General features: G+C 63.0%; 21 protein-coding genes. 7 read left to right on the forward strand and 14 right to left on the reverse strand.

Translation table 11 applies throughout. From position 1 onward, the window contains the following. Nucleotides 1-51: 51 nt before the first annotated feature. The gene (locus GQB03_RS01990; protein ID WP_159683482.1) at nt 52-414 is read right to left on the reverse strand and encodes a YncE family protein; all 363 of its coding nucleotides are present in this window, start codon (nt 412-414) and stop codon (nt 52-54) included. A gap of 243 nt (nt 415-657) precedes the next feature. Between GQB03_RS01990 and GQB03_RS01995 the strand changes: the two genes are divergently transcribed. Next, the gene (locus GQB03_RS01995; protein ID WP_159683485.1) at nt 658-2,067 is read left to right on the forward strand and encodes an aminotransferase-like domain-containing protein; all 1,410 of its coding nucleotides are present in this window, start codon (nt 658-660) and stop codon (nt 2,065-2,067) included. A 67-nt stretch (nt 2,068-2,134) separates the two neighbouring features. Here GQB03_RS01995 and GQB03_RS02000 read toward each other — a convergent pair whose 3' ends face one another. The 3 genes from GQB03_RS02000 to GQB03_RS02010 form a co-directional block, all read right to left on the reverse strand. Then, nucleotides 2,135-2,650, reverse strand: a complete 516-nt coding sequence (locus tag GQB03_RS02000) for a Mut7-C RNAse domain-containing protein (protein ID WP_159683487.1) — start codon at nt 2,648-2,650, stop codon at nt 2,135-2,137. A 128-nt stretch (nt 2,651-2,778) separates the two neighbouring features. Then, complete coding sequence (locus GQB03_RS02005; RefSeq protein ID WP_159683490.1) at nt 2,779-4,035, reverse strand: putative Na+/H+ antiporter; 1,257 nt, start codon at nt 4,033-4,035, stop codon at nt 2,779-2,781. Nucleotides 4,036-4,114: 79 nt separating this feature from the next. Then, complete coding sequence (locus tag GQB03_RS02010) at nt 4,115-5,065, reverse strand: D-2-hydroxyacid dehydrogenase (protein WP_159683493.1); 951 nt, start codon at nt 5,063-5,065, stop codon at nt 4,115-4,117. A gap of 221 nt (nt 5,066-5,286) precedes the next feature. Here GQB03_RS02010 and GQB03_RS02015 point away from each other — a divergent pair, with 221 nt between their 5' ends. Continuing rightward, the gene (locus tag GQB03_RS02015) at nt 5,287-6,072 is read left to right on the forward strand and encodes an IclR family transcriptional regulator (protein ID WP_159683495.1); all 786 of its coding nucleotides are present in this window, start codon (nt 5,287-5,289) and stop codon (nt 6,070-6,072) included. A 60-nt stretch (nt 6,073-6,132) separates the two neighbouring features. On the opposite strand, the gene pbpG is transcribed toward GQB03_RS02015, so the two are convergent. The 3 genes from pbpG to GQB03_RS02030 all read right to left on the reverse strand — a co-directional run bounded on the left by pbpG (nt 6,133) and on the right by GQB03_RS02030 (nt 10,892). Then, entirely contained in the window at nt 6,133-7,185 is a 1,053-nt protein-coding gene (gene pbpG, locus GQB03_RS02020; RefSeq protein ID WP_159683498.1) for a D-alanyl-D-alanine endopeptidase, read from the reverse strand. A gap of 157 nt (nt 7,186-7,342) precedes the next feature. Beyond that, nucleotides 7,343-8,521: a patatin-like phospholipase family protein gene (locus tag GQB03_RS02025; RefSeq protein WP_159683500.1), complete on the reverse strand. Its 1,179-nt coding sequence runs from the start codon at nt 8,519-8,521 to the stop codon at nt 7,343-7,345. A gap of 94 nt (nt 8,522-8,615) precedes the next feature. Then, nucleotides 8,616-10,892 carry an NADP-dependent malic enzyme gene (locus GQB03_RS02030; protein WP_159683503.1) on the reverse strand — a complete coding sequence of 759 codons (2,277 nt, stop codon included), beginning with the start codon at nt 10,890-10,892 and terminating at the stop codon, nt 8,616-8,618. A 366-nt stretch (nt 10,893-11,258) separates the two neighbouring features. Here GQB03_RS02030 and GQB03_RS02035 point away from each other — a divergent pair, with 366 nt between their 5' ends. Then, nucleotides 11,259-13,094, forward strand: a complete 1,836-nt coding sequence (locus GQB03_RS02035) for a phosphoenolpyruvate carboxykinase (GTP) (protein WP_159683506.1) — start codon at nt 11,259-11,261, stop codon at nt 13,092-13,094. A 153-nt stretch (nt 13,095-13,247) separates the two neighbouring features. Next, nucleotides 13,248-14,420 (forward strand): pyridoxal phosphate-dependent aminotransferase, encoded by a 1,173-nt coding sequence (locus GQB03_RS02040; protein ID WP_159683508.1) that lies wholly within the window; start codon nt 13,248-13,250, stop codon nt 14,418-14,420. 54 nt (nt 14,421-14,474) lie between these two features. On the opposite strand, the gene GQB03_RS02045 is transcribed toward GQB03_RS02040, so the two are convergent. From GQB03_RS02045 to GQB03_RS02075, 7 genes are all read right to left on the reverse strand, one after another. Beyond that, nucleotides 14,475-15,173, reverse strand: coding sequence for a transglycosylase SLT domain-containing protein (locus GQB03_RS02045; RefSeq protein WP_159683511.1), 699 nt, complete (start codon nt 15,171-15,173; stop codon nt 14,475-14,477). Nucleotides 15,174-15,620: 447 nt separating this feature from the next. Then, on the reverse strand, nt 15,621-16,124 hold the full coding sequence (gene lysM / locus GQB03_RS02050) for a peptidoglycan-binding protein LysM (protein ID WP_159683514.1): 504 nt from the start codon (nt 16,122-16,124) through the stop codon (nt 15,621-15,623). 115 nt (nt 16,125-16,239) lie between these two features. Further along, a complete protein-coding gene (gene ampD, locus GQB03_RS02055) occupies nt 16,240-16,803 on the reverse strand; it encodes a 1,6-anhydro-N-acetylmuramyl-L-alanine amidase AmpD (RefSeq protein ID WP_235026900.1) in 564 nt (187 codons plus the stop codon). Next, nucleotides 16,800-18,179, reverse strand: a complete 1,380-nt coding sequence (locus GQB03_RS02060; protein WP_159683517.1) for a sigma-54-dependent transcriptional regulator — start codon at nt 18,177-18,179, stop codon at nt 16,800-16,802. Before GQB03_RS02060 ends, ampD begins: the two co-directional genes overlap by 4 nt. After that, nucleotides 18,176-19,708, reverse strand: a complete 1,533-nt coding sequence (locus GQB03_RS02065; protein ID WP_407644526.1) for a sensor histidine kinase — start codon at nt 19,706-19,708, stop codon at nt 18,176-18,178. Before GQB03_RS02065 ends, GQB03_RS02060 begins: the two co-directional genes overlap by 4 nt. Before the next feature lie 11 nt (nt 19,709-19,719). Continuing rightward, a complete protein-coding gene (locus GQB03_RS02070) occupies nt 19,720-19,968 on the reverse strand; it encodes a PP0621 family protein (protein WP_159683520.1) in 249 nt (82 codons plus the stop codon). 124 nt (nt 19,969-20,092) lie between these two features. Continuing rightward, nucleotides 20,093-21,250: a pyridoxal phosphate-dependent aminotransferase gene (locus GQB03_RS02075; RefSeq protein WP_159683523.1), complete on the reverse strand. Its 1,158-nt coding sequence runs from the start codon at nt 21,248-21,250 to the stop codon at nt 20,093-20,095. 125 nt (nt 21,251-21,375) lie between these two features. On the opposite strand from GQB03_RS02075, the gene mtnA reads away from it, so the two are divergent. The 3 genes from mtnA (at nt 21,376) to GQB03_RS02090 (ending at nt 26,063) form a co-directional block, all read left to right on the forward strand. After that, nucleotides 21,376-22,434 (forward strand): S-methyl-5-thioribose-1-phosphate isomerase, encoded by a 1,059-nt coding sequence (gene mtnA, locus GQB03_RS02080; RefSeq protein ID WP_159683526.1) that lies wholly within the window; start codon nt 21,376-21,378, stop codon nt 22,432-22,434. Further along, on the forward strand, nt 22,431-23,069 hold the full coding sequence (locus tag GQB03_RS02085) for a class II aldolase/adducin family protein (RefSeq protein WP_159683529.1): 639 nt from the start codon (nt 22,431-22,433) through the stop codon (nt 23,067-23,069). Before mtnA ends, GQB03_RS02085 begins: the two co-directional genes overlap by 4 nt. A 141-nt stretch (nt 23,070-23,210) precedes the next feature. Further along, nucleotides 23,211-26,063 (forward strand): bifunctional diguanylate cyclase/phosphodiesterase, encoded by a 2,853-nt coding sequence (locus GQB03_RS02090; RefSeq protein WP_159683532.1) that lies wholly within the window; start codon nt 23,211-23,213, stop codon nt 26,061-26,063. Nucleotides 26,064-26,071 lie beyond the last annotated feature (8 nt).

Genomic DNA, 26,071 nt, shown 5'->3' on the forward strand with positions numbered 1-26,071 from the left:
CAAAACTTTACCGCGTACGCGGTAGATGACCCTCCGCAGCTTTTGCCCGCATCACGACGGCGCCAGCGCAGGCGTCAGTTCGGCGACGAAGCGGCTTTCAATGACGAAGGACTTGCCGGCGGCATACAGAGTGACCGCCCCGCTCGGACTCACCTCGAGGGAGGCGCCCTGCGCATCGGCCGGCAGGGGCCACCTGCCCGAACCCTGCAACGACGGCAGATCGAAGCGCATGAGCTGAGCATCGCCACGAACCCAGAGCACGGCCCGGGATTCGTCCACAAACATTGCCGGCTGGTCCTTGAGCGGCCCGAGATGGATGGTTTTCAACAGAGACACGCCGGACCGTACGGAAAGCACCTGCAAGGCACCCCGTCCACGATCCACGACGAATGCAAACTGCTGCGCCTTCCACACCAGCGGTTCCGACCCTGCTTCACAACCGCCGAGCCCGAGCGCAGCCGCAATCAGTGCAACCGACGCCACACCTCGTTTGAAAAGATCGACGCTCACCATAGCCCACCCCTTGACAATAAAATCCGCACAACCTGACACTACCGAACACCTTGAGAGTCAAACATCACCAAATCAGCCCAAGGCGTTCAGGACTGTCACGGTTCCGGAACCATGACAGTCACGACCGATTGCAGGGGACTTGCAATGCTCCAGATTCACGTTGACCCGGACCGGCCGATCGCGCTGGTCGAGCAGATTGTCAGTGGCGTGCGCAGCCAGATCGACGACCGCATCCTGCGTGCAGGGATGAAGCTTCCGCCCATCCGCCGCCTCGCCGAAACGCATCAGATCAGTCGCTTCACCGTGGTCGAGGCCTACGACCGCCTGGTCGCACTGGGTTACCTCGACTCGAGGCGAGGCTCGGGTTTCTATGTTTCGGCCCGCCGGACGGGCGGTGAGGAACCCGAGATGATCGAACGGGTCGAGCGTGCGGTGGATGGCGTTTGGTTGATGCGCGAAATTGCCGATGACGCGCCAAACCGGGTGCAGGTCGCAGCCGGCAACCTCCCGCCCCAATGGCTGGACGAAGACGAGGTCCTGCGCAACCTGCGCCAGCTGCTCAGAAGGACCGACACCCGCCCGACCAGCTACGGCACCCCCCAGGGATTCGCGCCGCTACGAGACCAGTTGCGGATCCGCCTGGCCGAACTCGGCATCCGAGCCCAACCGGGCCAGATCGTTCTGACCTATGGCGCGACCCAGGCCCTCGATCTGATCGCTCGCTACTTTCTGAAGGCAGGGGATTGCGTACTGGTCGACGATCCCGGCTACTGGAACCTGTTTTCCCAGCTCAGATTGCAGGGCATCCGACTGCTCGGCGTCCCCCGCAATGCGGACGGACCCGATGTCGCGGCGCTCGAAACACTGCTGGCACATCATCAGCCACGCCTGTTCTTCACCCAGTCGGTACTGAGCAACCCGACCAGTACGTGCATCTCTCCCGCGGTCGCGTTTCGCCTCCTGCAACTTGCCGAAAAGCATGATTTCCTGATTGCCGATGACGACATCTACGGTGACATGCAGCAGGGCCCGGCAACGCGGCTGGCAACGCTCGATCAGTTGCAACGCGTCATCCAGATCGGGAGTTACTCCAAGACCATCTCAGGAAACCTCCGGGTCGGCTACCTCGCCTGTCGCTACGACCTTGCCCAGGCGCTCACCGATGTGAAGATCATGACCGCGCTCTCGAGCCCCGAATTCAGCGAGCGGCTGGTGCACCTGATGCTCACCGAAGGTCACTATCGAAAGTACGTCGAGCGCCTTCAGGGACGCCTTGCCCGCGCGACCGACCGGACCCTGCGCATGCTCGAGAGAGTCGGCATGGTGGTCGACAACGAGCCGGGCGGGGGGCAGTTCGTCTGGGCGCGGGTACCGGGTCTGAATGACTCGACCGCACTCGCACACCTCGGCGTCGAACACGATATCGTCCTGGCACCCGGCGCCGTCTTCCGCCCGAACTGCCAACCGTCCCCCCATTTGCGTTTCAACGTTGCCTACGCCGAACATCCCAGGCTGGAGCGGTTCCTCGCCGAGCAACTCGCCCGCATCACCTGAGCCACCGGAAAATCTGGCCCCGATTGACGCCACGACTGAGTGAGAGTCCGGCGAGGCGCCAAACCGCTTAGCGTTGCTGCCAGACACGCAGGCGCTCATGCATGCGTCGATGGTGGGAACCGGCCCAGTAGAGACGCCCGCAGCCGGGGCAGATCCGCAAGGACGCGGTGTCGATACCATGCATCGCGAAACCGACCGCACTGGCATCGGCGCGTTCGAGCTGGGAATTGTCGATGAGGCAACGCGAGAAGGGCCGCCACAGCCAGTCGACCCCACATTGCTTGCGCAATGCCTCCGCCTGACGATCGAGATCACCCTGCTCGAGGTTGACGATCAAGTCTCGCGCATGGCGGCCCTGCGCGAGCGCGCGATCACAGGTGAGGAGCAGTCTTGCTTCGCGATGAGCAAGCCCGATCCACACCGAATCAGGCAAGCCGCCGGCCGCCAGGACCGTATCGTAACCGGCGGCGCGCAGGTAACGGGCGAGACGCCCGAGCATCTCATCGCAAAGGAACCGGCTGGCGCCGCCCCGCCGGCCGGCGACTGCTCCCGTCGGGAGATCGGGGTCGATCGGCTCGGCCATCTGGAAGCGCCCGACCCGCCTACCACCCCACTGCCCAGGCGGGTGGCGCGTCGAGCGCCTCGATACATGTGCCGGGCGGCGCGATCAGGAATGCCGTGTCGCAGCCCGGCTCGAGCACGCCGACCTCCTTACAGGAGCTGGAAGGCAAGCACTGCGACCAGGGTCGGCGGAAGCGCATTCAGCAGCAAGCCGAGCGGATTGATCGCGCCGTCATCGAAACTCGAGCGCAGCATCGCAAAACCGGCCGGATTGGGCGCGTTGGCGATGACCGTGAGCCCACCCCCGGTCACCGCGCCAGCCACGAGCGAGTACTTGTAGCCTTCCGAAACACCATCGACCAGCGAACCGAGGTAGGTCAGCGCGGCGTTGTCGGTAATGGCGGTAAGCACCGTTGCACCGAAGAACAGGGTTGTATCGCTCATGCCGCCAAGGACGTCCGCGAGCCACCATTTCTGCAAGGCGCCCAGTGTGATCAGCCCCGCCAGGAAGAAGGCGACCAGCAGGCCCTCGCGGAGGATCAAGCGGTCCTGGTAGTGCTTGTAGGCCTCGGCAACCCCGAGAAAGAACAGGAAGATGCCCATGAACATCACCGGATGGTGCGCGAAGACAACCACACCGAACAGGAACAGCACATGCCCTGCCATCAGGGTAAATGGCACGCTTCTTTCATTGTCGCCGCCAAGCCTCTCGAACTTGTCGAGCTCGGTCTTGAAGAGCATCGTTACCGCAGCCGCGTTGACGACGACCGCGACGGCGGCTTTCCAACCGAAGTTGGCGAGCATGAACCAGATATCCCAGTTCCATTTTCCCGCCACCATCAGCACCGGCGGTGCGGCGAAAGGCGTCAAGGTTCCGCCGATCGAGATGTTCACAAAGAGCACCCCCAGCGTGGCGTACTTCAGCCGACGCGAAATACCCTGCGTGTAGTAATTGTCGCGCAGCATGATGGCGGCCAGCGTCATCGCTGCCGGCTCGGTAATGAATGAGCCCAGCAGCGGAATGATCGACAGACAGACGAAATAGAAGGCGATCGCGTCCTTCATCGGCATGAAACTCGCGACACTGCGAGCGCCGATCTTGCACAGCTCGAGTATGGGTCGGCTGGCCGCAACGACCATGATCACGAAGACGAAGGCCGGCTCGGTGAAATTGAGGCCCTCGAGATAGTGAGTCGCCGAGCCAGGGCCGGCGTTGAAGAACATGAAGGCCAGCAATACAAAGGCCCAGAAACCGAATACGACCTCGACCTCGCCGAGCAGATGCCACACGCCGGCATGGGCCGGCTGAATATGGGCGAGGTGCTCGAAATATTTCGTGAGGAAGGTATGCGCCACCGCGATGCCGAAAAGCGCCGCGCCTACTACCTCGATTGCTGTCGGACTCATCGTCCAGCTCCCTTGCCTTGATATTACGGATTGATGGCCCAGTATAACGGCTCAGCCCACGCGGGCGCCGAAGGGATGCTTACACAAGGCGATTGCGCGGCGTGCCGCCGACAAAGGCCTCGATGTTTTCGATCACCTGCCCGGCCATGCTCTCCATGGCTTCCCGGGAAGCCCAGGCGACATGTGGCGTGATCAGGAGGTTTGGTATGTCTCCGGCCAGCAAGGGATGATCGGCGGCGGGCGGCTCGGTCGTCAGCACGTCGATGGCGGCACCGGCGATCGTTCCGGCCTTCAGCGCGTTCACGAGCGACTGATCGTCAACCACACCACCACGGGCGGTGTTGATGAACAGCGCCCCCGGCTTCATCAACGAAAAGCTCCGGCTATCGAAGAGCCCTCGGGTCTCGGTTGTCAGAGGACAATGAACGCTGACCACGTCGGCCAGGGCGAGGGCATCGTCGAATGGCCGGTATCCCGGCCTCGGTGACGGGACGCCGCGGCGCTCGGCCCGCACGACCTCCATGCCGAATCCCTGCGCAAGCCGCGCCACTCCTTCGCCCAGCGCGCCGGCACCAACCAGCACCAGGGTCTTGCCATGCAGATCACTGATCGGATGATCCAGGAAGCAAAAGTTTGGCGCCGTGGCCCAGCGCCCGGCCCGTACGTCACCGACATATTCGAACAAGCGGCGCGACAGCGCGAGAACGAGCGCCATGACATGCTCGGGTACGCTTCTGAGCGCATAGCCACGCACGTTGCTCACGACTACGCCACGCGTCGCACACGCGGTGAGGTCGATGTTGTCCGAGCCGGTCGCCGCGAGGGCGATCATTCGCAGCCCAGGCAAGGCTTCGAGCTCGGCCGATCCGATCCGCCGCTTGTTGATCACGGCGATCTGCGCGCCGACCAACCGTTCCACCACCCGTGACTGATGCGTATGCCCAAAATCCACCCACTCATGCGCGAACGCGGGCTTGCGGAACGCCACGGGCACCGAATCCCGCTCAAGAAAGACAATTCGCGTATTCATCCAGCCTCCATCAATCCATCATCCCGGTGCAACGCCGAAAACCGCCCATTCGAAGGAAGTGCTGCCACACCCGGCCCGGCCAGAAACGACTCCGGCGCCGATGCTGATCAATCCGCAAAATGGCCACCCGGAGATCCATGGCAATGCATCAAGTGGCGCAGTATTTCACTAGGTGAAATGATAGTCGGTCGTGTAGGATTCGGCACTCAGGGATATCCGCAATGACCACGCCAGAACCAAAAAACTCCATTCAGGTGATCGAGCGCATGATGAAGCTGCTCGACGTCCTCGCCCAGCACGCAGACCCGGTGCCCCTCAAGCAGCTCGCACACGAGACCGGCCTGCATCCATCGACCGCACACCGCATCCTCGCAGCCATGGGCGCCAGCGGCCTCGTCGAACGATCCGAGAATGGTGTCTATCGTCTCGGAATACGTCTGCTCGAGCTTGGCAGCCTGGTCAAGTCCCGCATTTCACTGCGTGAAACGGCGATCCACTCGATGCTCCAGCTCCACCAGAAAACCGGGGAGAGCGTCAACCTTGGCATCCGGGACAAGGACGAGATTGTCTACGTGGAACGTACCTCGAGCGGACGCTCGGCGATCCGGGTGGTCCATATCGTCGGCGCGCGTGCCCCGCTGCACACCACCGCCAGCGGCAAGCTCTTCCTCGCCGAGGACGGCCAACAGCTGGTTCGCGAATACGCCCGCCGCACCGGCCTGCCGGGTAGCACCCCGACGTCGATCACGACCATCGAGGCGCTCGAGAAGGAGCTCGACAAGGTTCGTCGACATGGCGTGGCCTACGACCTCGACGAGGTGGAAAACGGCGTCCGCTGCATCGCGGCAGAAATCCGCGATGACGCCGGCGAGCTCGTGGCCGGACTCTCGCTGTCGACACCTTCGGAGCGCTTCAATCCGGATTGGGCACCACTGGTTCGCGACACGGCGCGCGAGATATCTCGCGCACTCGGCCATGTCGAGCCCCCATCCTCCTGGAGCGAGTGATCATCCGCGTGAAAAAGGCGGCCGTGGCCGCCTTTTTTTACGCTGCGCCCGACCACACGATCAACCGGATACGGCTCGCGCCCGCACTGCCAGGCCCGGCGTCGCGCCGACATGCTCCACCCAGCGCTTGATCCGCTGGGCATCCGCAGTGCGCGTGTATTTTCCGAACGAATCGAGCAGAACGATGATCATCGGCTTGTTCTTCAACCACGCCTGCATCACCAGGCAACGGCCGGATTCGTTGATAAAACCCGTCTTCGACACCCCGATCTGCCATTCCGGACTCTTGACCAGCGCATTGGTGTTGCCAAAGCGCCGCATTTGCCCACGGACCTCCACGTAATACTCCGAACTCGTTGAAAACTCGCGAATCAACGGGTAGCGGGACGCGGCGGAAACAAGCTTGGTGAGATCACGGGCACTCGAGACGTTGCCCGAATTGAGCCCGGTACTGTCATAGAAGTAGGTATCGGTCAGGCCCAGCGACTGGGCCTTGCGGTTCATTGCCGCCACAAAGGCCGGCAGCCCGCCGGGAAAGTGCCGCGCCAGAGAGGACGCGGCACGGTTCTCGGAGGCCATCAATGCAACGCGCAGCATGTCTTCGCGCGACAGCACCGAACCAACCGGCAAGCGCGAACGGCTACCCTTCAGGGTATCGATATCGTTCTCGTCAACCACCACGAATTCCGACAGGTTGGGATGCGAATCCAGCACCACCATAGCGGTCATCAGTTTGGTTATCGATGCGATCGGCACTACCGATCGCGCGTTCTTTTCAAGCAGCACCTCGCCAGAAGACTGGTCCACGACCAGCACCGAAGCGGAGGCGAGCATCGGATTGCCGTCGTGGTCGAGGGCGGGAAGCCCTTCATCGGCCGCTGCGGAGGCCGCCGCGACGGCCTTCGCCCGCTCCATGCGTTTGGCCTTCTTGACCGACACCCGTTTGGTCGCTTTGGCGGACGCGGTCTTTGCGGTCTTGCTGCGCACCGATTTGGTCTTGTTCGCCGAAGACTTTGCAGCATGCGTCTTGTTGGCTGCGGAGACGCTCGAAACCGGGCCGGCAAAGATCAAACCGGCAGCGATTCCCATTGCAACGAGTGTGCGCAACTTCATTTTGTGTCGAACCTATTTTGCAGCGACATGGCAGAGCCTCATGCTGAATCGCCCGGAACAACTTGCGCGCAACTCAGACGTATATATTGTGGCGTAAAAATATAAACTTAGAAGAACAATTTGAAGTAATTTCCAGCTTCATTTCCAGCAATTCATTTCATGTCAAAGCTTGCTCCACGCAATCGCGCAGCGGCGACCTGGATTCACATCGGAGGAATGCCGCGACCTCGGCACGGCGCGCCATCGCATCACCATAGCCAAGCCTCATGAGGGCGCCGGTGAAGCCACGCTCGAACAGCAGATAGCTCAGCAGCGTCGAACCATTCCGGCGGGTTGCCCCGACCCCCCGCAGGACCGCACGCATGACCGGAGGCAAGCTCGCCCGATATCGCGAGGCAATCAGCTCCAGAGACTGGGACGGCGCGATCACGAGTGTTTCGATCGGTCGAAGGCTGATCCCGTTGGCCGCACGCTGTTCGTCGGTAAGCACCGAAACGGTCGTATTGATACGTTGAAGACGCTCGAGATCGACGGCCAGGCTATCGAGAAAGATGCTGGACATCGCGTGACCGGCAATCTGAGCCGGCGAGGGATAGTGGTTGCTCCGCTGTCTTGGTGCTGGCCCACCTCGGCCGGCGCCGACGACGAGAATACGGTCGGCACCAAGATGGACTGCCGGGCTCACCGGCGCGAGCTGCCTCATCGAGCCATCGCCAAAGAATTCGCGGTGCAGCTTGATCGCGGGAAAAACGAACGGAATGGCACTTGAAGCCAGCAGATGATCGACGCTCAAGCGTGTCCGCAATCCCACCCGCTGCGTGCGTCGCCAACCCGCCACCGATGCATCAGCCTCGAAGAAACTCAGGCTCTCGCCTGTCGCATAGCCCGATGCGGTCACACTGACCGCATGCAGGTAACCATCCTGTATCGCCCGCCCGATGGCCGAAAAATCGAGCATCCGTTCGAGCAGGCTGCGCAAGGGCGAGTTGTCCAGCAGGGAAACCGGCGTCTGCCGCAGGAGCCAGCCAAGCAACAAGGCCGAACCCCAGCGCGCGCCCGCACCGACGATCGCACGTGCGTCGGACCGGTAGACCTGATCGACGCTGAAATTGCGCCACACGTGTGCGAGACGCCTCACCCCGGCGTTGAAATCGTGCGCGGCGACGGCAAGTGCACAAGCGTTCACCGCACCCGCAGAGGTACCGCAAAGGATCGGAAAGGGGTTGCTGGGCGCCCGTCCGCGGATTTCGCGAATCGCGACCAGCACGCCGACCTGGTAAGCGGCACGCGCACCACCACCTGTCAGTACTAATGCGGCCTTGCCCGTTCCGCTCATTCCGTCCTCCGTTGGCGGGGATAGCGGCACGGGTCACGACAATCTTTAGGGTCCGCGGCGCTCGACTCTCCCCGCGGACCCACCCCGTGAGCGATCAGGATGCTTCCTGAGCCGCCTCGACAACCGTCAGTGCGGTCATGTTCACGATTCGCCGCACGGTAGCCGTTGGCGTAAGAATGTGCACGGGCTTGCTCGCGCCAAGCAGGATCGGCCCCACCGTCATGCCCTCGCCTGCCGCAGTCTTGAGCAGATTGTAGGCAATGTTCGCCGCGTCGAGGGTCGGGAAGATCAACAGATTCGCGTCTTCGCGCATCTTCGCGTTGGGGAAGATCTGCAGACGCAGTTCGGCGTCCAGCGCGGCATCACCGTGCATTTCGCCCTCGACGTCCAGATCCGGGTGATCGCGATGAAGAATCGCAAGGGCTTCGCGCATCTTCTCCGAAGTCGGAGAGTCGTCCGCGCCGAAGCTCGAATGCGACAACAGGGCGACCTTGGGTTCCACGCCGAAGCGCCGCATTTCCTCGGCCGCCAGCACGGTCATCTCGACCACCTGCTCGGGCGAGGGATCATAGGTAACGTAGGTATCGGCGAGGAACACGGTCCGGTTGGGAAGATTGAGGACGTTCAGGGTGTAGCAGTTCTTGACCCCGGCACGACGACCCAGCACGGTCTCGATGAATTCGAGGTGCAGTCGCAACATGCCGTAGGTACCACAGATCAGCCCGTCCCCGTAGCCAAACTTGAGCAACAGCGCACCGATCAGGGTCGCGCGACGACGAACCTCTTTCTTCGCGTATTCGACCGACACACCCTTGCGCTCGAGCAAGGCGTGATAGTGCGTCCACAGCTCCTTGAAGCGCGGATCGGAATCCGGATTGACCAGATCGAAATCCACCACTGCACGCATGCGCAGTCCGAAGCGTTCGATATTGTTCTGGATGACCTCCGGTCGCCCGATGAGGATCGGCCGCGCAACACCTTCGTCCACGACGGTCTGCACCGCACGCAGCACGCGCTCCGATTCGCCCTCGGAATAGATGATCCGCTTCGGGTTCATCTTCGCCGCCGCGAAAACCGGCTTCATGATCAGGCCGGAATGCCAGACGAAGTTGTTCAGCTGGGCAACGTAGGCATCCCAGTCCTCGATCGGACGCGTCGCCACCCCCGAGTCCATGCCGGCCCTTGCCACCGCCGGCGCGATCTTGACGATCAGACGCGGATCAAAGGGGCGCGGAATGATGTATTCGGGACCGAATCCGGATACTTTCTCGCCATAGGCGGCAGCCACGATGTCGCTTTGCTCGGCACGCGCCAACTCCGCAATCGCTCGTACCGCCGCAAGCTTCATCTCGTCGGTAATGGTTGTCGCGCCCACGTCCAGCGCGCCACGGAAAATGAACGGAAAGCAAAGTACGTTATTGACCTGATTAGGGTAATCCGAGCGGCCGGTCGCCATGATCGCATCACTGCGCACCGCATGAACCTGCTCCGGGAGGATCTCGGGGGTCGGATTGGCGAGCGCAAGAATCAGCGGATTGGCGGCCATTTTCGCCACCATCTCCGGCTTCAGGACACCGCCGGCCGAAAGTCCGAGGAAGACATCGGCGCCTTCGATGATCTCCGCCAGTGTCCGCGCATCGGTCTTCTTGGCGTAGCGCGCCTTGATCGGATCCATCAGCGAAGTACGACCTTCGAAGACGGCGCCCTCGATATCGGTCACCCAGATGTTCTCGACAGGGATGCCGAGCATCACGAGCAACTCGAGACAGGCAAGTGCAGCGGCACCGGCACCAGAGGTGACCAGCTTGACCTCGTCGAGCGCCTTTCCCTGCATCTGCAGGCCATTGAGGATCGCCGCACCCACCACGATCGCCGTCCCATGCTGGTCGTCGTGGAAGACCGGGATCTTCATCCGCTCGCGCAACTTCTTCTCGATATAGAAGCACTCGGGCGCCTTGATGTCCTCGAGGTTGATGCCGCCAAACGTCGGCTCGAGCGCCGCGATCATGTCGATCAACTTGTCGGCATCCGGCTCGTCGACCTCGAGATCGAAGACGTCGATGCCGGCAAACTTCTTGAACAGGACGCCCTTGCCCTCCATGACCGGCTTGGCGGCAAGCGGTCCGATATTGCCAAGGCCCAGCACTGCGGTGCCATTGGTGACGACGCCGATCAGATTCGAACGGGACGTCAGCATTGCCGCCTCGGCCGGATCCTCGACAATCGCATCACATGCCGCCGCGACGCCTGGCGAGTACGCAAGGGACAGATCCTGCTGGTTGGTCAACGCCTTGGTCGGCGCAATTGCAATCTTGCCCGGCCGCGGGAGGCGGTGGTAATCGAGTGCAGCGGCACGAATACGTTCATCCATGTGTGGTGTCTCATCAGTTGCCAGTGATTGGCCGTGGAGGGGCACGAACCGTCACTTAGGGTTTAGCCGTATTTTTGGTTCTTTTTTTCTGTGGCCGCAACATTCTAGTCCCGCAGCGCAAAATCTTGCCTTGATGGAGGCTTTTGACGCATCGTGATTTTTATGGATGCATTGGCCGTGGCATAATATTAGGCTTTCGATGTTTCGGAAGTCTGTTCGTAGTTTCCGCAGATGTCGCGACCGCGCCCAGGCTGGGAGGCCCAGCAAAGATCGATCATCGTGGCGTGGAATGCCGCGGGCCCGCACCCAATGGGTAACCCGCTGAACTCGGTTATTTGCTTGTGCCTTTCCAGGAGAGTCTCTGACATGAACCATCCCACCGCCGCAGTCAATGCGCCCGAATACGTCCGTCATGAGGGCCTGAAGAAATGGGTCGCCGAAATCGCGGCCCTCACTGAACCGGACCGCGTGGTGTGGTGTGATGGATCCCAGGAGGAATACGATCGGCTGTGTGCCGAGATGGTCGAGTCGGGCACGCTGATCAAGCTCAATCCGGAAAAGCGCAAGAACTCCTATCTCGCCTTCTCCGACCCCTCTGACGTTGCCCGCGTGGAAGACCGCACCTTCATCTGCTCGCAGGACAAGGGCGACGCAGGCCCGACCAACAATTGGGAAGAGCCCGCCAAGATGCGCGGCACCTTGAACGAACTGTTCAAGGGCGCGATGCACGGACGAACGATGTACGTGGTTCCGTTCTCCATGGGCCCGCTGGGCTCACCGATCGCTCACATCGGCATCGAGATCTCGGACAGCCCCTACGTCGTCACCAACATGCGCACGATGACGCGCATGGGCAAGGCGGTGTTCGACGTACTCGGCACCGACGGCGAATTCGTTCCCTGCGTTCATTCGGTAGGCGCTCCGCTGGCTCACGGCGAGAAGGACAGCCGCTGGCCCTGCAACCCCACCACCAAGTACATCGTTCATTTCCCCGAGACCCGCGAAATCTGGTCGTACGGTTCGGGCTACGGCGGCAATGCCCTGCTCGGCAAGAAGTGCTTCGCGCTACGCATCGCATCCACCATGGCCCGCGACGAGGGCTGGCTGGCCGAGCACATGCTGATTCTCGGCGTCGAATCCCCTGAAGGCGAGAAAACTTACGTCGCAGCGGCCTTCCCGTCGGCTTGCGGCAAGACCAACTTCGCCATGCTGATCCCGCCGAAGTCCTTCAACGGCTGGAAGATCACCACCGTTGGCGACGACATCGCCTGGATCAAGCCTGGCAAGGACGGCAAGTTCTACGCCATCAACCCCGAAGCCGGCTTCTTCGGCGTGGCTCCGGGCACGTCCGAGAAGACGAACTTCAACGCCATGGCGACGCTGAAGGAAAACATCATCTTCACCAACGTCGCGCTGACCGACGACGGCGACGTGTGGTGGGAAGGCATGAGCAAGGAAGCCCCGGCCCACCTGATCGACTGGCAGGGCAAGGACTGGACGCCGGAGATCGCGAAGGAAACCGGTCGCAAGGCTGCCCATCCGAACTCCCGCTTCACCGCCCCGGCAGGTCAGTGCCCATCGATCGACCCGAACTGGGAAGATCCAGCCGGCGTGCCCATCTCGGCCTTCATCTTCGGTGGCCGTCGCGCCACCACCGTGCCGCTGGTCTATCAGGCGTTCAACTGGAATTTCGGCGTCTACATGGCCGCCACCCTCGGCTCCGAAACCACCGCCGCCGCCTTCGGCGCCCAGGGCGTGGTCCGTCGCGATCCGTTCGCGATGCTGCCCTTCTGCGGCTACCACATGGGTGACTACTTCAACCACTGGCTGAGGATGGGTCACGTGGTCGAAAACACCCCCAAGATCTTCTGCGTCAACTGGTTCCGCATGAACGAGAAGGGCGAGTTCATGTGGCCGGGCTTTGGCGAGAACATGCGCGTGCTCAAGTGGATCGTGGATCGCTGCAAGGGCAACATTGCGGCCAAGGAAACCTCGCTGGGCTGGATGCCGCGTTTCGAGGACATGGACTGGAGCGATGCGGAGGTCACCAAGGAACAGTTCGAGGCCCTCACCACGATCGACGCCGACGCGTGGAAGAAGGAGCTCGAGTTGCACAAGGAATGGTTCGACAAGCTGCAGGATCGTCTGCCCCGTCAGATGGTGCTCAAGCGCGAGCTTTTCGAACTGGCCCTTACGGTCTGATTGAGGGCGGCATTGCGCCGCCCCGGGACAGGAAAGGTCGGCGTTCGCCGGCCTTTTTTGCTTGTTTGCCGCCATCGACACGCCGGGGGCCATGCCGGCCGATCCGACCCATGAACCTGTGGTCTCGGGAAGAGGCCACTCAGGAGAGCTTTCATGCAACGCGACCTCCCGCTTGCCCGACGCATGCGCGACATCCAGCCCTTTCGTGCAATGCGCATTCTGGTACGCGCCCATGAACTCCAGACACAGGGGCGCGACGTGATCCACATGGAAGTCGGCGAACCGGATTTCCCGACCCCGCCGCCGATCTGCGAAGCGGCCGCACGCTTCATCGCCACCGGCAACGTCCACTACAGCGGCGCGGCCGGCATACCGCAGCTGCGCGACGCGATCGCGCGCTTCTACGATGATCGATTCGGCATCGACGTCGAACCGGAACGCATCATCGTCACAAATGGGGCCTCGGGAGCGCTCATGCTCGCACTCGGGGTCACCACGAACCCAGGGGACGAATGGCTCGTGCCCGACCCGAGCTACCCATCGAACCGGCATTTCGTGCGTGCCTTCGAAGGCACGGCAAGATCGCTGCCGGTCGACGCTTCGACCGCGTTCCAGCCCACGCTTGCCCAGGTCGAGGCAGCATGGTCACCCAATACACGGGGCCTTATGGTTGCAACCCCCTCGAACCCCACCGGGACCGTGCTGGAGGCGGAGGAAATCGACTGCCTCAACGCGGCAGTGAGGAAGCGCGGCGGCATCCTGCTTGTCGACGAGATCTATCAGGGGCTGACCTACGGGACGGATGACCACACCGCACTTGCCCACCACGACGACGTATTCGTGGTGAATAGCTTTTCGAAGTTCTTCGGCATGACGGGCTGGCGGCTCGGCTGGCTGGTCGCGCCACGATCGCATGTCGGAGAGGTCGAAAAACTGGCCCAGCATTTCTTCATCTCGCCGTCGACACCGGCACAGCATGCCGCACTCGCCGCCTTCGAACCAGCAACCCAGGCCCTGCTGGAAGAACGGCGCGATATTTTCAGGGAACGGCGTGATCTGCTGTTGCCGGCACTGCGGGATCTCGGCTTCGGCATCGCGGCCGAACCGCAGGGCGCGTTCTATATCTATGCGGACGTAACCGGCATCAGCAATGACGCGGAGGGACTGGCGGCACGGCTGCTCGAAGAGGCTTTCGTCGCGACGACACCGGGTACCGATTTCGGCCACCACAGGGCCAACGAACATCTGCGCATCGCCTACACCACATCACACGAACGCCTCGAAGAGGCCGTAGAGCGGATAGCAAGCACACTGCGCCGTGGCTGAGCGAACCCGGGTCGGCGATGCCGGCCCGTTCTTCTCACTACGCAGCCCCGCGACTCAAGCGTCGGCAGAACCCCGTGCGGCAACCGCAAGGCGCGACTGCATCGAGAGGACCTTGTTCGCGTAGCGCGCCTGCGCGTCATTGCTCGCGCCACCGTAATACTGCAGCGCAGCCTGCAGAGAGCCGGTTCGCTGAAGGCCTTCCTTGAGCACCATCGCCCCGACCCGAATGTTGGTGAGCGGATCGAACAGCGCGTCCTCGCCCGCATCGTCGCCGATCTTGTCCATGTGGAAGCGGGGGATGACCTGCATCAGACCCTGCGCACCAACCCCACTCTCGGCAAACGGATTGAAGCTGGACTCGACGGCAATCACGGCAACCAGCAGCAGCGGATCGAGGCCAAGCTTGCGTCCGGTCGACTCCGCTGTGGCGAGAATCGGCCTCAGGGCGACCCGCGAAACCTTGTAGCGCCGCGACACGAAACGCTTTACGCGCTCCATCTCCGGGCTCAGTTTGACGGTCCGCGAGGCCACTGGCGTTGGCACCGCATCGCCAAGATCGGGCGCGTGCAATTCGGCGGCACTGGCAGCACCGACGGCCGCGCCACCAAATGCCAACGAGCCGCTTTGGATGAAGCTCGCGCCATGATAGGCCGTGGTGACCAGACCGACGGTGAGGAGCCCTCCATGGATCACGCGACCAAGACGGGGAGCAAGACGATTGCGTACTGCCGACAAGCAAGTTGCGATTTTCATGGTACCTCCCCGCTGTGGCCCCGTTTGAGCACAAGCGCGTCCCCTGGTCTCGCCATGAAGCCTGAAACGGGAACTTCGCTTGCTCGCCACAACCTGCAGAGCGCGGGCCGGGCAACGATGGTCGCCAGTAGTCGTCAAGACCGCCGCCGCAACCAGACGACGATCCACGTGGTGCGAACGTCCATATTGATTGTGTACCCGCGATTACGGGCATCACCGCACCTGAAAAGCAGAATGCTGCCATGCAGCACGGAGCGGATTCTATGTACCGCCCCCGCTAAAGTCAATCGGCCGGAAAGCCGCGCCCCACCATCGTTTCCGCTCCGGGCGAGCGTGCACGCGAACAATCACGCGGGTTCACAACATTGACACAAAATGTAAGGGCGCCTCCGCGGAGGCGCCCTTCCTGATCCGAACGCCGCGCGACGGGCGGTAGCGGATGCGCGATCAGGCCTGCGGCGGGATGCGCAAAACCTGGCCCGGATAGATCTTGTCCGGGTGAGAAAGCATCGGTTTGTTGGCCTCGAAAATCGCCATGTACTTGTTGGCGTTGCCGTACTGCGCCTTGGCAATCGCCGAGAGCGTATCGCCGCGCTTGACCGTATAGAAAACGGCTTCGGCTTCCGGCGAAGAGACACTCATGTTGTCCTGCACTTCCCCGACGCCCTGCACATTGCCGGCAGCCAGCAGGATGCGCTCCTTCGCAGCCTGATCCGGCGCGGTCCCCGAAACGGTGACGACGCCAGTGCTGCCATCGAAGGACACGACCAGATCGGCGGGCGCCAGATTCAGGGTGGCGATGTAATGCTTGATTGCAGCCGCGGCCTTGTCGTTGGCGGCGGCAACGTTGTCGGCCGTGGGGTTCGTGGCGGCTGCCTCCTGGGCGGCTTTAGCCTCACCGCTACCAAACAGTTTTTCCCCGGCATCCTTGATGAAACTGAACAAACCCATGCTGATCTCCTGAAGTGAAAATGGCTGCAACCCAAAACTTATACGACAGACAGACTGCACAGACCAGCTTTGCCGCAATAAATTTGGTGTCAATTCGCCGGCCGTGCGGCGCCCGTCAGGCGCGCACCAAACCCGATCCGGCGAGCGCCAACTCGAGGTTGGCCCAGCGAAACAGCGGGCCCGGATCGGTCTTTCGTCCGGGAGCTATCTCCGAGTGCCCCATCACGGAGACGATCGGATGTCGCCTCGCAAGTCCCGCCAGCAACGCGCAGAGCACCTGATATTGACGCTCTTCAAAGCCTTGCGTGTCACACCCCTCGAGCTCGATACCGACCGAAAAATCATTGCAGCGAGAGCGTCCCCGCCAAGTCGACTGCCCGGCATGCCACGCCCTGTGCGTAGTCGGCACGAACTGGATCAGCCTGCCATCCCGTCGCACGAAAAAATGCGCCGACACGCGAAGGTGAGCGATCTCCTGATAATACGGATGCTCTGCGGGATCGAGCGTATTGCAGAAGAGTTGCATCACGCCCGGACCACCGAATTGATCCGGCGGAAGGCTGATGGCATGGATCACCGCAAGCTCCACCTCGCAGCCGGCCGGCCGTTCATCCTGGTTTGGCGACTCGATGCGCTCAACGCCAAGTCCCCATCCGGAGGCGTCTATCTCGATCCTCACGAGCCGTCTTTCATGCCCAGGCGTTCCATGCGATATCGCAACGAACGGAACGTGATGCCGAGGAGCCGGGCAGCCGCCGTGCGATTGCCGGTCGTCTTCTGCAGCGCGCCGGAAATCGCCGCACGCTCGATGCCGTCGAGGTACTCCTGCAAGGGCCGGTCCTCACCACTACCGCTCGCACCGCGGGTTCCCGCCTCCCCATCGACCGGATCGAGCAGCAGATCCTCCTCATGAATCACCGAACCACCCGACAGTGCAAGCGCCCGTTCGAGGATGTTCTCGAGTTCCCGCACGTTACCGGGGAAACCGTAGCGGGAAAGAGCCTCGAGCGCGGCGCGCGACAGCGTGGGCGGCGGGCTGCCCGCCCCCTCGGCGATCTTGGCCAACAGGGCGACGGCGAGACCCTCGATATCCTCACGCCGCTCGCGAAGCGAAGGCATGCGCAGCTCGATCACGTTGAGCCGGTAGAACAGATCCTGCCGGAACAGCGCGTCATCGACCTGCGCCCGAAGGTTCTTGTGTGTCGCCGAGACGATGCGCACATCGACCGGCGTCTCGGCCGTGTCACCGATACGCCGCACGCGCTTTTCCTGAATGACCCGCAGGAGCTTGACCTGCATCGAAAGCGGCAGGTCGGCGACCTCATCGAGAAACAGGGTGCCGCCATTGGCTGCCTGGAAGAACCCATCACGATCGGCTTCGGCGCCGGTGAACGCCCCCTTGCGGTAACCGAAAAACTCACTCTCCATGAGGTTTTCCGGAATCGCGCCGCAGTTCACCGCGATGAAAGAATGGTCGGCACGCGAACCCGACTCGTGAATGAGCCGCGCGGCACGCTCCTTGCCGCTGCCCGACTCACCCGATATATGCACTGCGGCCTGGCTGCGGGCGAGCTTGCCGATCATGCTTCGGACCTGTTCCATGGCTGGCGAATCGCCAAGCAGGGAGCTCGAAGGAGAACCTTCGCCGCTGGAGGAGGCGCCCGGCACCCGGAATACCGATTTCACCAGGGCGCGCAGCTGGTCGAGCGACACCGGCTTGGCGAGGTAGTCGAAGGCACCGGCCTTGAGGGCCGTGACCGCGTTCTCCATGCTGCCGAACGCCGTGATGACAGCCACCGGCAAATCCCGGCAGTGCTTGCTGATATGGGCAACCAGCTCCAGTCCGTCTCCGTCGGGCAGGCGCATGTCGGTCAAACAGAGGCGGTATTCGCGCTCCGCAAGCAGGCGTTTGGCATCGGCCACGGTTGCGGCCCCGTCCGCCATCAGCCCCATGCGGATGAGGGTCAGCTCGAGCAGTTCGCGGATGTCGTCCTCATCGTCGACAATGAGTACCTCGGGGGTCTTTGATCGGCTGCGTCGGTCCTGCTGAATCATGGCGTGCTGCGTCCACTCAGGCGCAACTGGGCGCCCGGCTGATTTTCGAGGATATCGATGGAAGCGCGATTGGCGTCGGCCAGTTCGCGCGCGATGTAAAGCCCCAGCCCCGTACCCTTGGAGTGCGTTGTGTAGAAAGGTTCGAACGCGTGGTTGCGCGCTTCGGCCGGAATGCCGGGGCCATCGTCGATGATCGACAGGGCCGTGCGCCCGTCTGCAAGCGCGCTTCCGACAAGTCGGATCGATCCCGGCAGCCCGCTGCAATACCGCCGGGCATTGCCGAGCAGGTTCCAGAGAATCTGGTGGAGGTGGGCACGATCGAAGGCGATCGTCAGATCGGCCGGCAGCTCGATCCGGAACACCGCGCGCTCCACGAGATCGTGGACGGTGAACTCATCGAGGAAATCGCGTACGAACGCATCGAGTTGAAGTTTCTCGGTGAGCGCCTGATCGCGCCTCCCGAGCGCGAGCACGTCCCGGACGAGTTGCTCGATGCGCAGGGAGTTGTCATTGATGATGCGGATCAACCTGACCTGCATCTCGCTGCGCTTTTCGTCGCGCAACAATTCCGCCGCGTGCGTGACCGCCGAAAGCGGATTGCGGATCTCGTGGGCAATGCTCGCGGTCAGACGCCCGAGCGCAGCCAGTTTGATCTGCTGCGCCTGGGACTGAACCCGGTCCAGGTCCTCGAGATATATCAGCACGTCGCCGGCGTCATTGACCACCCCCATCGACTTGCATTGCAGCGTCTTGCTGCCATGTTCGACACGGCATTGACGAGGGTCGACAAAGTCGAACCCCTGGGCGGGAACGTGGGCCGACAAGAGCTCGCCGGGAGCGAGCCAGTCACCGAGCAGGTCTGTCGCGCGCGGGTTGAACATGCGCACCCTTCCATCCGCAGCCAGAACGACAACGCCATCGGGCATGTCGCGAATGATCTGTTCGTTGAGTGCCTGCTGCCGCTGCAGGTCCTCACCCCGCTCCAGGGCAAGGCGTTCGTTGGCCTGAGCGCGCAGCGCCAGGAGCCGCGCCACCAGCGCGACGGTGAAGAAACCGATGCACAGCAGCCCGACGGAAAAGAAATCTGCGGAACCGTCACGAAACAGACGCAGGCCGCTTTCGGCAAGCACCGCGACGGTCGCCAGGGCGGCATAGAAAAGGACCATCCGGCCCTCCGCGACCAGCCCCGCGCCCGCGAGCACCACCAGCATCAGCAGGGGGATGCCGCTGCGATAACCGCCACTGGCCCACATGAACATGGTCAGCGCGGCCACATCGATCAGCACCTGGATCGTCAGCAGCCGGCTCATGCCCAGGCGCCTGCCCGCGTCCGGGAAACCGAGCAGCAAAACAGCCAGCAGATAGGCGCCCGCAGTCGCGATGAACAGCGTCGGAGCCTGCTGGCCGAGGTCCAGGGCCCGCCCCACCGTCAGGAAGACGGCGGCGATGACCAGGCGAAAGAGATTGAAGTAGCGCATTGCGGCCCAGCGGGCCGCGTCAAAGCTGGTATCCGGGTTCGCGGTCAACACCAGGGACGGCCTCAATGCCGCGAGTGATGCAGGCGCCGATGCTCTGCACAGCAGTAGAAATCATGGTCGTCGCGCACGCCCTCGCTTTCGGGCACGTGAATGCCGCAATGTACGCAGGCAAGCATTTTCTCCGGTTCGGCCGCTCGACCGGCGCGTCCGGCCGCAGGGTCCTTGCCCGAACGCGCTGCGGGCTTGGAAAAGGCACGCCGCCCCCAATAGACGGCGAGCATTACAAGGACGAATAGGAGCAGCTTGTTCACGACTGAAGGGGGTCCGGCATGTGCATGGCGGGAACGCTCGCCGCAGTCTAGCAGAAAGCTTCCGCGGACCTGCGCCGCCATCCGCCGACCATGCGATCCGATGCCCGCAACCCGGGCAACCGTCTCACAGGCGCACCAGACGCTCTGCCGCCGCGACGAGCGTTTCGGCATTCTTGGCGAAGCAGAAACGGATCACCCGGTCATCGCGCCGGTCGGCATAGAAGGCTGAAACCGGGATCGCCGCCACGCCGGCTTCGCGGATCAGATAGCGGGTGAAATCGGTATCGGGCTGATCCGAGATCTGCCGATAAGCCGCGAGTTGGAAATACGTGCCGGCGCTGGGAAGGAGTTCGAAACGGCTGGCCCGCATGAGCGCCGCAAACCGGTCGCGCTTGTCCTGGTAGAACGCGGGCAGCCCAAGGTAGCGCGACGCATCGCCCATGTAATCGGCCAGCGCGAATTGCAAAGGCGTAGCCACTGTGAACACGTTGAACTGGTGGACCTTGCGGAACTCGCTCATGAGCGCCCGCGGAGCGAGGACGTAGCCGACTTTCCAGCCCGTGACGTGATACGTCTTGCCGAAGCTCGACACCACGAAGCTGCGCTCGGCCAGACCGGGGTAGCGCATCACGCTTTCATGGCGACGACCGTCGAAGACGATGTGCTCATAGACTTCATCGGCCACCACGACGATGTCCGTGCCGCGAAGCAAGGCCTCCAGCGCCCGCATGTCTTCGGACGTCCACACGGTCGCCGTCGGATTGTGCGGCGTGTTGATCATGATCATGCGGGTACGCGGTGTGACGAGCGCGGCGACCTGAGCCCAGTCGGGCCTGTAGTCCGGCGCGCCGAGCACCGCCCGCACGACCACCCCACCCTGCAATTCGATCGCCGGCACATACGAGTCGTAGACAGGCTCGAAGACGATCACTTCGTCGCCCGGCGACACCATCGCGGCGATTGCGGTGAACAATCCCTGGGTGGCCCCGGCCACCACGGTCACTTCGTCGGCCACATCGTAGCGCGCACCATAAAGCGCCTCGACCTTGGCGACGATGGCTTCCCGTAGCGACGGCACACCGGCCATCGGCGCGTACTGATTGGCGCCCGCGCGCATCCAGTGTGCGACCCGTTCGAAAAGCGCGTCCTCCGCCTGAAAGTCGGGAAACCCCTGCGAGAGATTGATTGCCCCTGCGTCATGCGCCATTTGCGACATCACGGTGAAAATGGTCGTACCCACGTTCGGCAGACGGGAACGGATGGCTGCAGGGAAAGTCGGCATGGCGGGAGATCTCGGTGCGGGAAGAGACTCCGCATTCTATCGGGCTGCGGCGACGGGATGCGACCATTGCACTGCGATGCGCATCTGGCCGATAGAATGCGGGCTTTCGAACCCCCTTTCCCGCCGTGCAGACCCTTACGACGCTCAGCTTTCGCGACGACCATGCGGTCATTCTCGACCAGACCGCGCTGCCCTATCGGCGTGCCACGTGCACGCTCGACAGCCTCGATGCGGTGGCACATGCAATCCGCTCCATGCAAGTCCGCGGCGCGCCGCTGATCGGCGCCACCGCTGCATGCGGTGTGGCGATCGCGCTGCGCAACCAAGCCGACGACGAGGCCCTCGCGCAAGCGCTGGACCGCCTCGCCGCGACCCGGCCGACTGCGGTGAACCTCCGGTGGGCACTGGAGCGTCTCGCGCGTTTGCTGCGGCCGCTCCCCGAACGCGACCGTGCAGCGGCCGCGGCCCGGGAGGCGCACCGGATCATCGCCGAGGATGCGGACACCAACCGACGCATCGGAGAACACGGACTGGCACTGATCCGCACCATTGCCGCGGCACGCCCGGGACCCGTGCGCGTAATGACTCATTGCAACGCGGGATGGCTGGCCACCTGCGGCTACGGCACTGCGCTCGCGCCTGTTTACGCGGCTCGCGAGGCCGGCATCCCCACCGAGGTCTGGGTGAGTGAAACGCGGCCGCGCAACCAGGGACTGCTTACCGCCTGGGAACTCGGCGAATCGGGCGTGCCTTTCAACCTGATAGCCGATAATGCCGCGGGCTTCCTGCTGGCCCGCGGGGACGTGGACCTGGTGATCACCGGCGCCGACCGCGTGGCAGCCAACGGCGACAGCGCCAACAAGATCGGCACCTATCTGAAGGCACTCGCCGCAAACGACAACGCGGTCCCGTTCTATATCGCCAGTCCCGCATCGACCATCGATTTCGGATGCCCGCACGGCGGCCTGATTCCGATCGAAGACCGCGGCGGCGAGGAAATACGACAGCTGAGCGCCCCGGACGCAGCCGATTGCCTACGGACGGTCCATCTCGCGAATCCGGAAGTCGCCTGCCGCAACCCCGCCTTCGATGTCACGCCAGCACGGCTGATCACCGGCATCATCACGGAATGCGGAATCAGCGCACCCGGCGCGCTGACCGATCTCTTTCCGGAGCACGCATGACCTCCACCCTTGCATCACGGCTCCTCGATGCCGCCAGGGGCATGAACGCAGCGGGACTCAGCGTAGGCACCGCCGGCAATCTCAGCGTACGCCGCGCGAGGGGCTTTCTGATCACGCCAACCGGCCTGCCCTTCGAGCAGTGCGGTGCGGACGACATGGTGGCGATGACCATGGGCGGCAGATCGAGCGGCGTGCGCGCACCTTCGAGCGAATGGCGAATCCATCGCGACATCTATCGCGCGCGGCCCGAGGCGGGGGCGATCCTGCATGCGCACTCGCCGTTCGCAACGGCGATCGCCTGCCACCGACAGGGAATTCCTGCTTTCCATTACATGATCGCGCGCTTTGGCGGCTCGAACGTGCGCTGCGCCCACTACGCCACATTCGGAACCCAGGCGCTCTCCGACCATGCGCTCGAAGCGCTCGAGGATCGCTCGGCCTGCCTGCTGGCCAATCACGGAATGATCGTGTTCGGCCGCGATTGCGCACACGCACTCGCCCTCGGCATCGAGTTCGAGGCACTTTGCCGGCACTACCTCGAGAGCATGCGTCTGGGCAATCCGGCGTTGTTGAGCCCGGACGAGATGACCGAGGTTCTTGCCAGATTCGACAGCTACGGGCAGCCGCCAGGCTGAACCCCGGAGTACCGTGCATTCAAGTTTCCTGGCGGCGCGCCGTAATTTCTCTGGCCAGATCTAAACGCAGCCGGTTCGCAATGGACTGCGTGATTATCCAGAGAGAACGCGATCGCCATGATGTCCCCGGCCAGAACGGCAATGCACCGAGCGTTACGTGCCTTCCCCGCGCTGGCCGTGCTGGTGGCGCTTGCGGCAATGACGTGGTCCGTCTACCGGAATGCGCTGGAATCAGAGCGCGACTTCACCCGTCAGCGCTTCGAACAACAGGCGGCAGAGCATGTCGCTGCAATTACGGCCGAAGCAGATGCCCTGACCGGTAACCTGCGCATGCTGCGCGCCGCAATCGAGGCCAGCACCGAACTGACCCAGGCAGGCTTCGCGCATGTCACCCAGGCCTTGCTCGAACGCCACCCTTACGTCACCGCAGCATGCTTTTCACCGCGGGTCGCCGATACGGATCGGCCTCGTTTCGAGCGCGAACACGGCGCCACACCCATTACCGAATACCGGCCCTCGGGCGGACTTGGCGTGCGGCGCGCAGCGGAAGAATACTTTCCCTACCGATACATCGCTCCGCTCAAGCCCTTTCAGGAGCTCATCGGTTTCGACGCGATTTCCGACGTCCTGCCCGAAGGCCCGGAAACCGACCGACGCGGCCCGCGCGCATCCGCGCTCGACCAGGCCCGCAGCAGCGGATCCATCGTTGCCACGCCACCCATCCGGCTTGCCGGTCAGATCACGCTCGACAAGCCGGAAGGACTCATCCTGTTCGCGCCGATCATCCGCCCGCGGGCCGACACCGCGAACACACCCCTGGAAGGCGTTGCCAGCCTCATCGTCTACGGCGCGGCAATGGTCAGACATGCCCTCGAGCCAGGCGCCGAAACGGCACCCAGTCCGCTCGACGTAAGCGTCGAGGATCAAACGGACGGCGCGCGGCGCCCCGTCTTCGGATCGGATCACCCCGCGCCGCTGGATTACAGTCGCACGATCGCGTTTGCCGGCAGGCAATGGGTGGTGACCGCGAGACCACGTGCCGGTGACTACAGCCTGGCGCCGAGCGCAACGCTAAAAGGCATGCTGCTTCTCGGCATGGCGGCAAGTGCGCTCGCCGCGCTGATCGTGTTCTTTCTGCAGGACCGCGGCCGCAGCATCAAACGCCGGGTCGAGCGTCAGACGATGGCACTTGCCCGCACCAATCGCTGGCTTCAGGAAGAGATCAACAGCCGGATGCGCTCGGATGCCAAGCTGACGGCAAGCGCCACGCTGCAGAAGGCGATCTTCGAGAGCACCGAATACGCCATTGTCACCACCGACACGGACGGCATCATCCAGCTTGCCAATCCGTCAGCCGAGCGGATATTCGGCTGGCCGGCCGAGGAACTCGTCGGAAAACGGACGCCGATCGTTTTCCATGACCCTGCCGATGTCGCTCGCTGGGGCAACGGTGACGAACGGCAGGCGTTCGCAGCGCTGGTGAGCGCCGCCCAGCGCACCCCCGGCGAACCCCGCTCGATCCAGATGCGTCATCGCGACGGCCACCTTTTTCCCGCCAGCCTGTCGATCTCCACGCTCCGCAACCCCGGCTCTCGCACGGTCGAGGGTTATCTCGGAATTTGTGGCGACATGACCTACCGTCAGAAAACCGAACAGACCATGCAGCGCCTCGCCCACTACGATGCGCTCACCGAGCTGCCGAACCGCAGCCTTCTCAATGCACGTATCGAAGAGGCGCTCGACGCGGCCCGCGATCGACATCACCAGGCCGCGGTGTTGTTTCTCGATCTGGACCGCTTCAAGTACGTGAACGATTCTCTCGGGCATCACGCGGGCGATATGCTGCTGCAGCAGGTTTCGAAGCGCTTTCTCGACTGCGTCCGCGAGCACGACACCGTGGCCCGCATGGGCGGCGACGAGTTCGTGATCCTGCTGCGCAACATCCAGGGGCTCAGCCAGGCGGCCGAGGTCGCGGCGCGTATTCTGGATGCGCTGCAGCGCGCCTTCGACATCCGCGAACACAGCCTCACGGTCACCCCGAGTATCGGCATCGCGCTTTTCCCGCGCGACGGCAATGACGCCGAATCACTGATCAAGAACGCGGACGCCGCGATGTACCTCGCGAAGGAGCAGGGCCGCAACAATTACCAGTTCTTCGAGCACCATCTGACCAGCCATGTTTCCGAAAGACTTCGGCTGGAGGCCCAGCTGCGCGTAGCGCTGCAACGCAAGGAGTTCGAACTTCATTACCAGCCCCAGCTCGACACTGCGTCGGGCGAACTGATCGGCTTCGAGGCATTGCTGCGCTGGCGCCATCCAGAGCAGGGATTGATCCCGCCCGACAAGTTCATCCCGATCGCCGAAGATTGCGGGCTGATCGTACCCATAGGCGAGTGGGTACTCGAAACCGCCTGCCGCCAGAACCAGACCTGGCATCGGGAGGGTCTCGCCGCAGTGCCCGTAGCGGTGAACCTGTCCGCGCGACAGTTCGACCAGAACGATCTGCTGAGCACGATCTCCGACACACTTGCCGGCACCGGGCTTGCCGCGCAGATGCTGGAACTCGAACTCACCGAAGGCATGGTCATGCGCGATCCGGAACGCACCACCGAAATCCTGCGCGCATGCCAGAATCTGGGACTCAAGATCTCGGTCGACGATTTCGGCACCGGCTACTCGAGCCTCGCCTATCTCAAACGCTTCCCGATCTCCCAACTCAAGATCGATCGATCATTCATCCAGGACATCGTCGATGAACCCGATGACGCGGCGATTGCGCAGACGATCATCGCCATGGCCAGAACCCTGCGCATCCGGGTGATCGCCGAAGGTGTCGAGAACGACGCACAACTGCAACTACTGCGCGAGTGGCAATGCGATGCCTATCAGGGTTTCCTGTTCTCGAGACCGCTGCCGGCCGATGCAATCACCCGCATGCTCGGCACGATGGCCCCGGTACAACGCAGCATTTCGTCCGACGCCACCCGGGCCTGACGACAACG

This window comes from Cognatazoarcus halotolerans (assembly GCF_009800965.1).
Classification (GTDB): Bacteria; Pseudomonadota; Gammaproteobacteria; order Burkholderiales; family Rhodocyclaceae; genus Cognatazoarcus; species Cognatazoarcus halotolerans.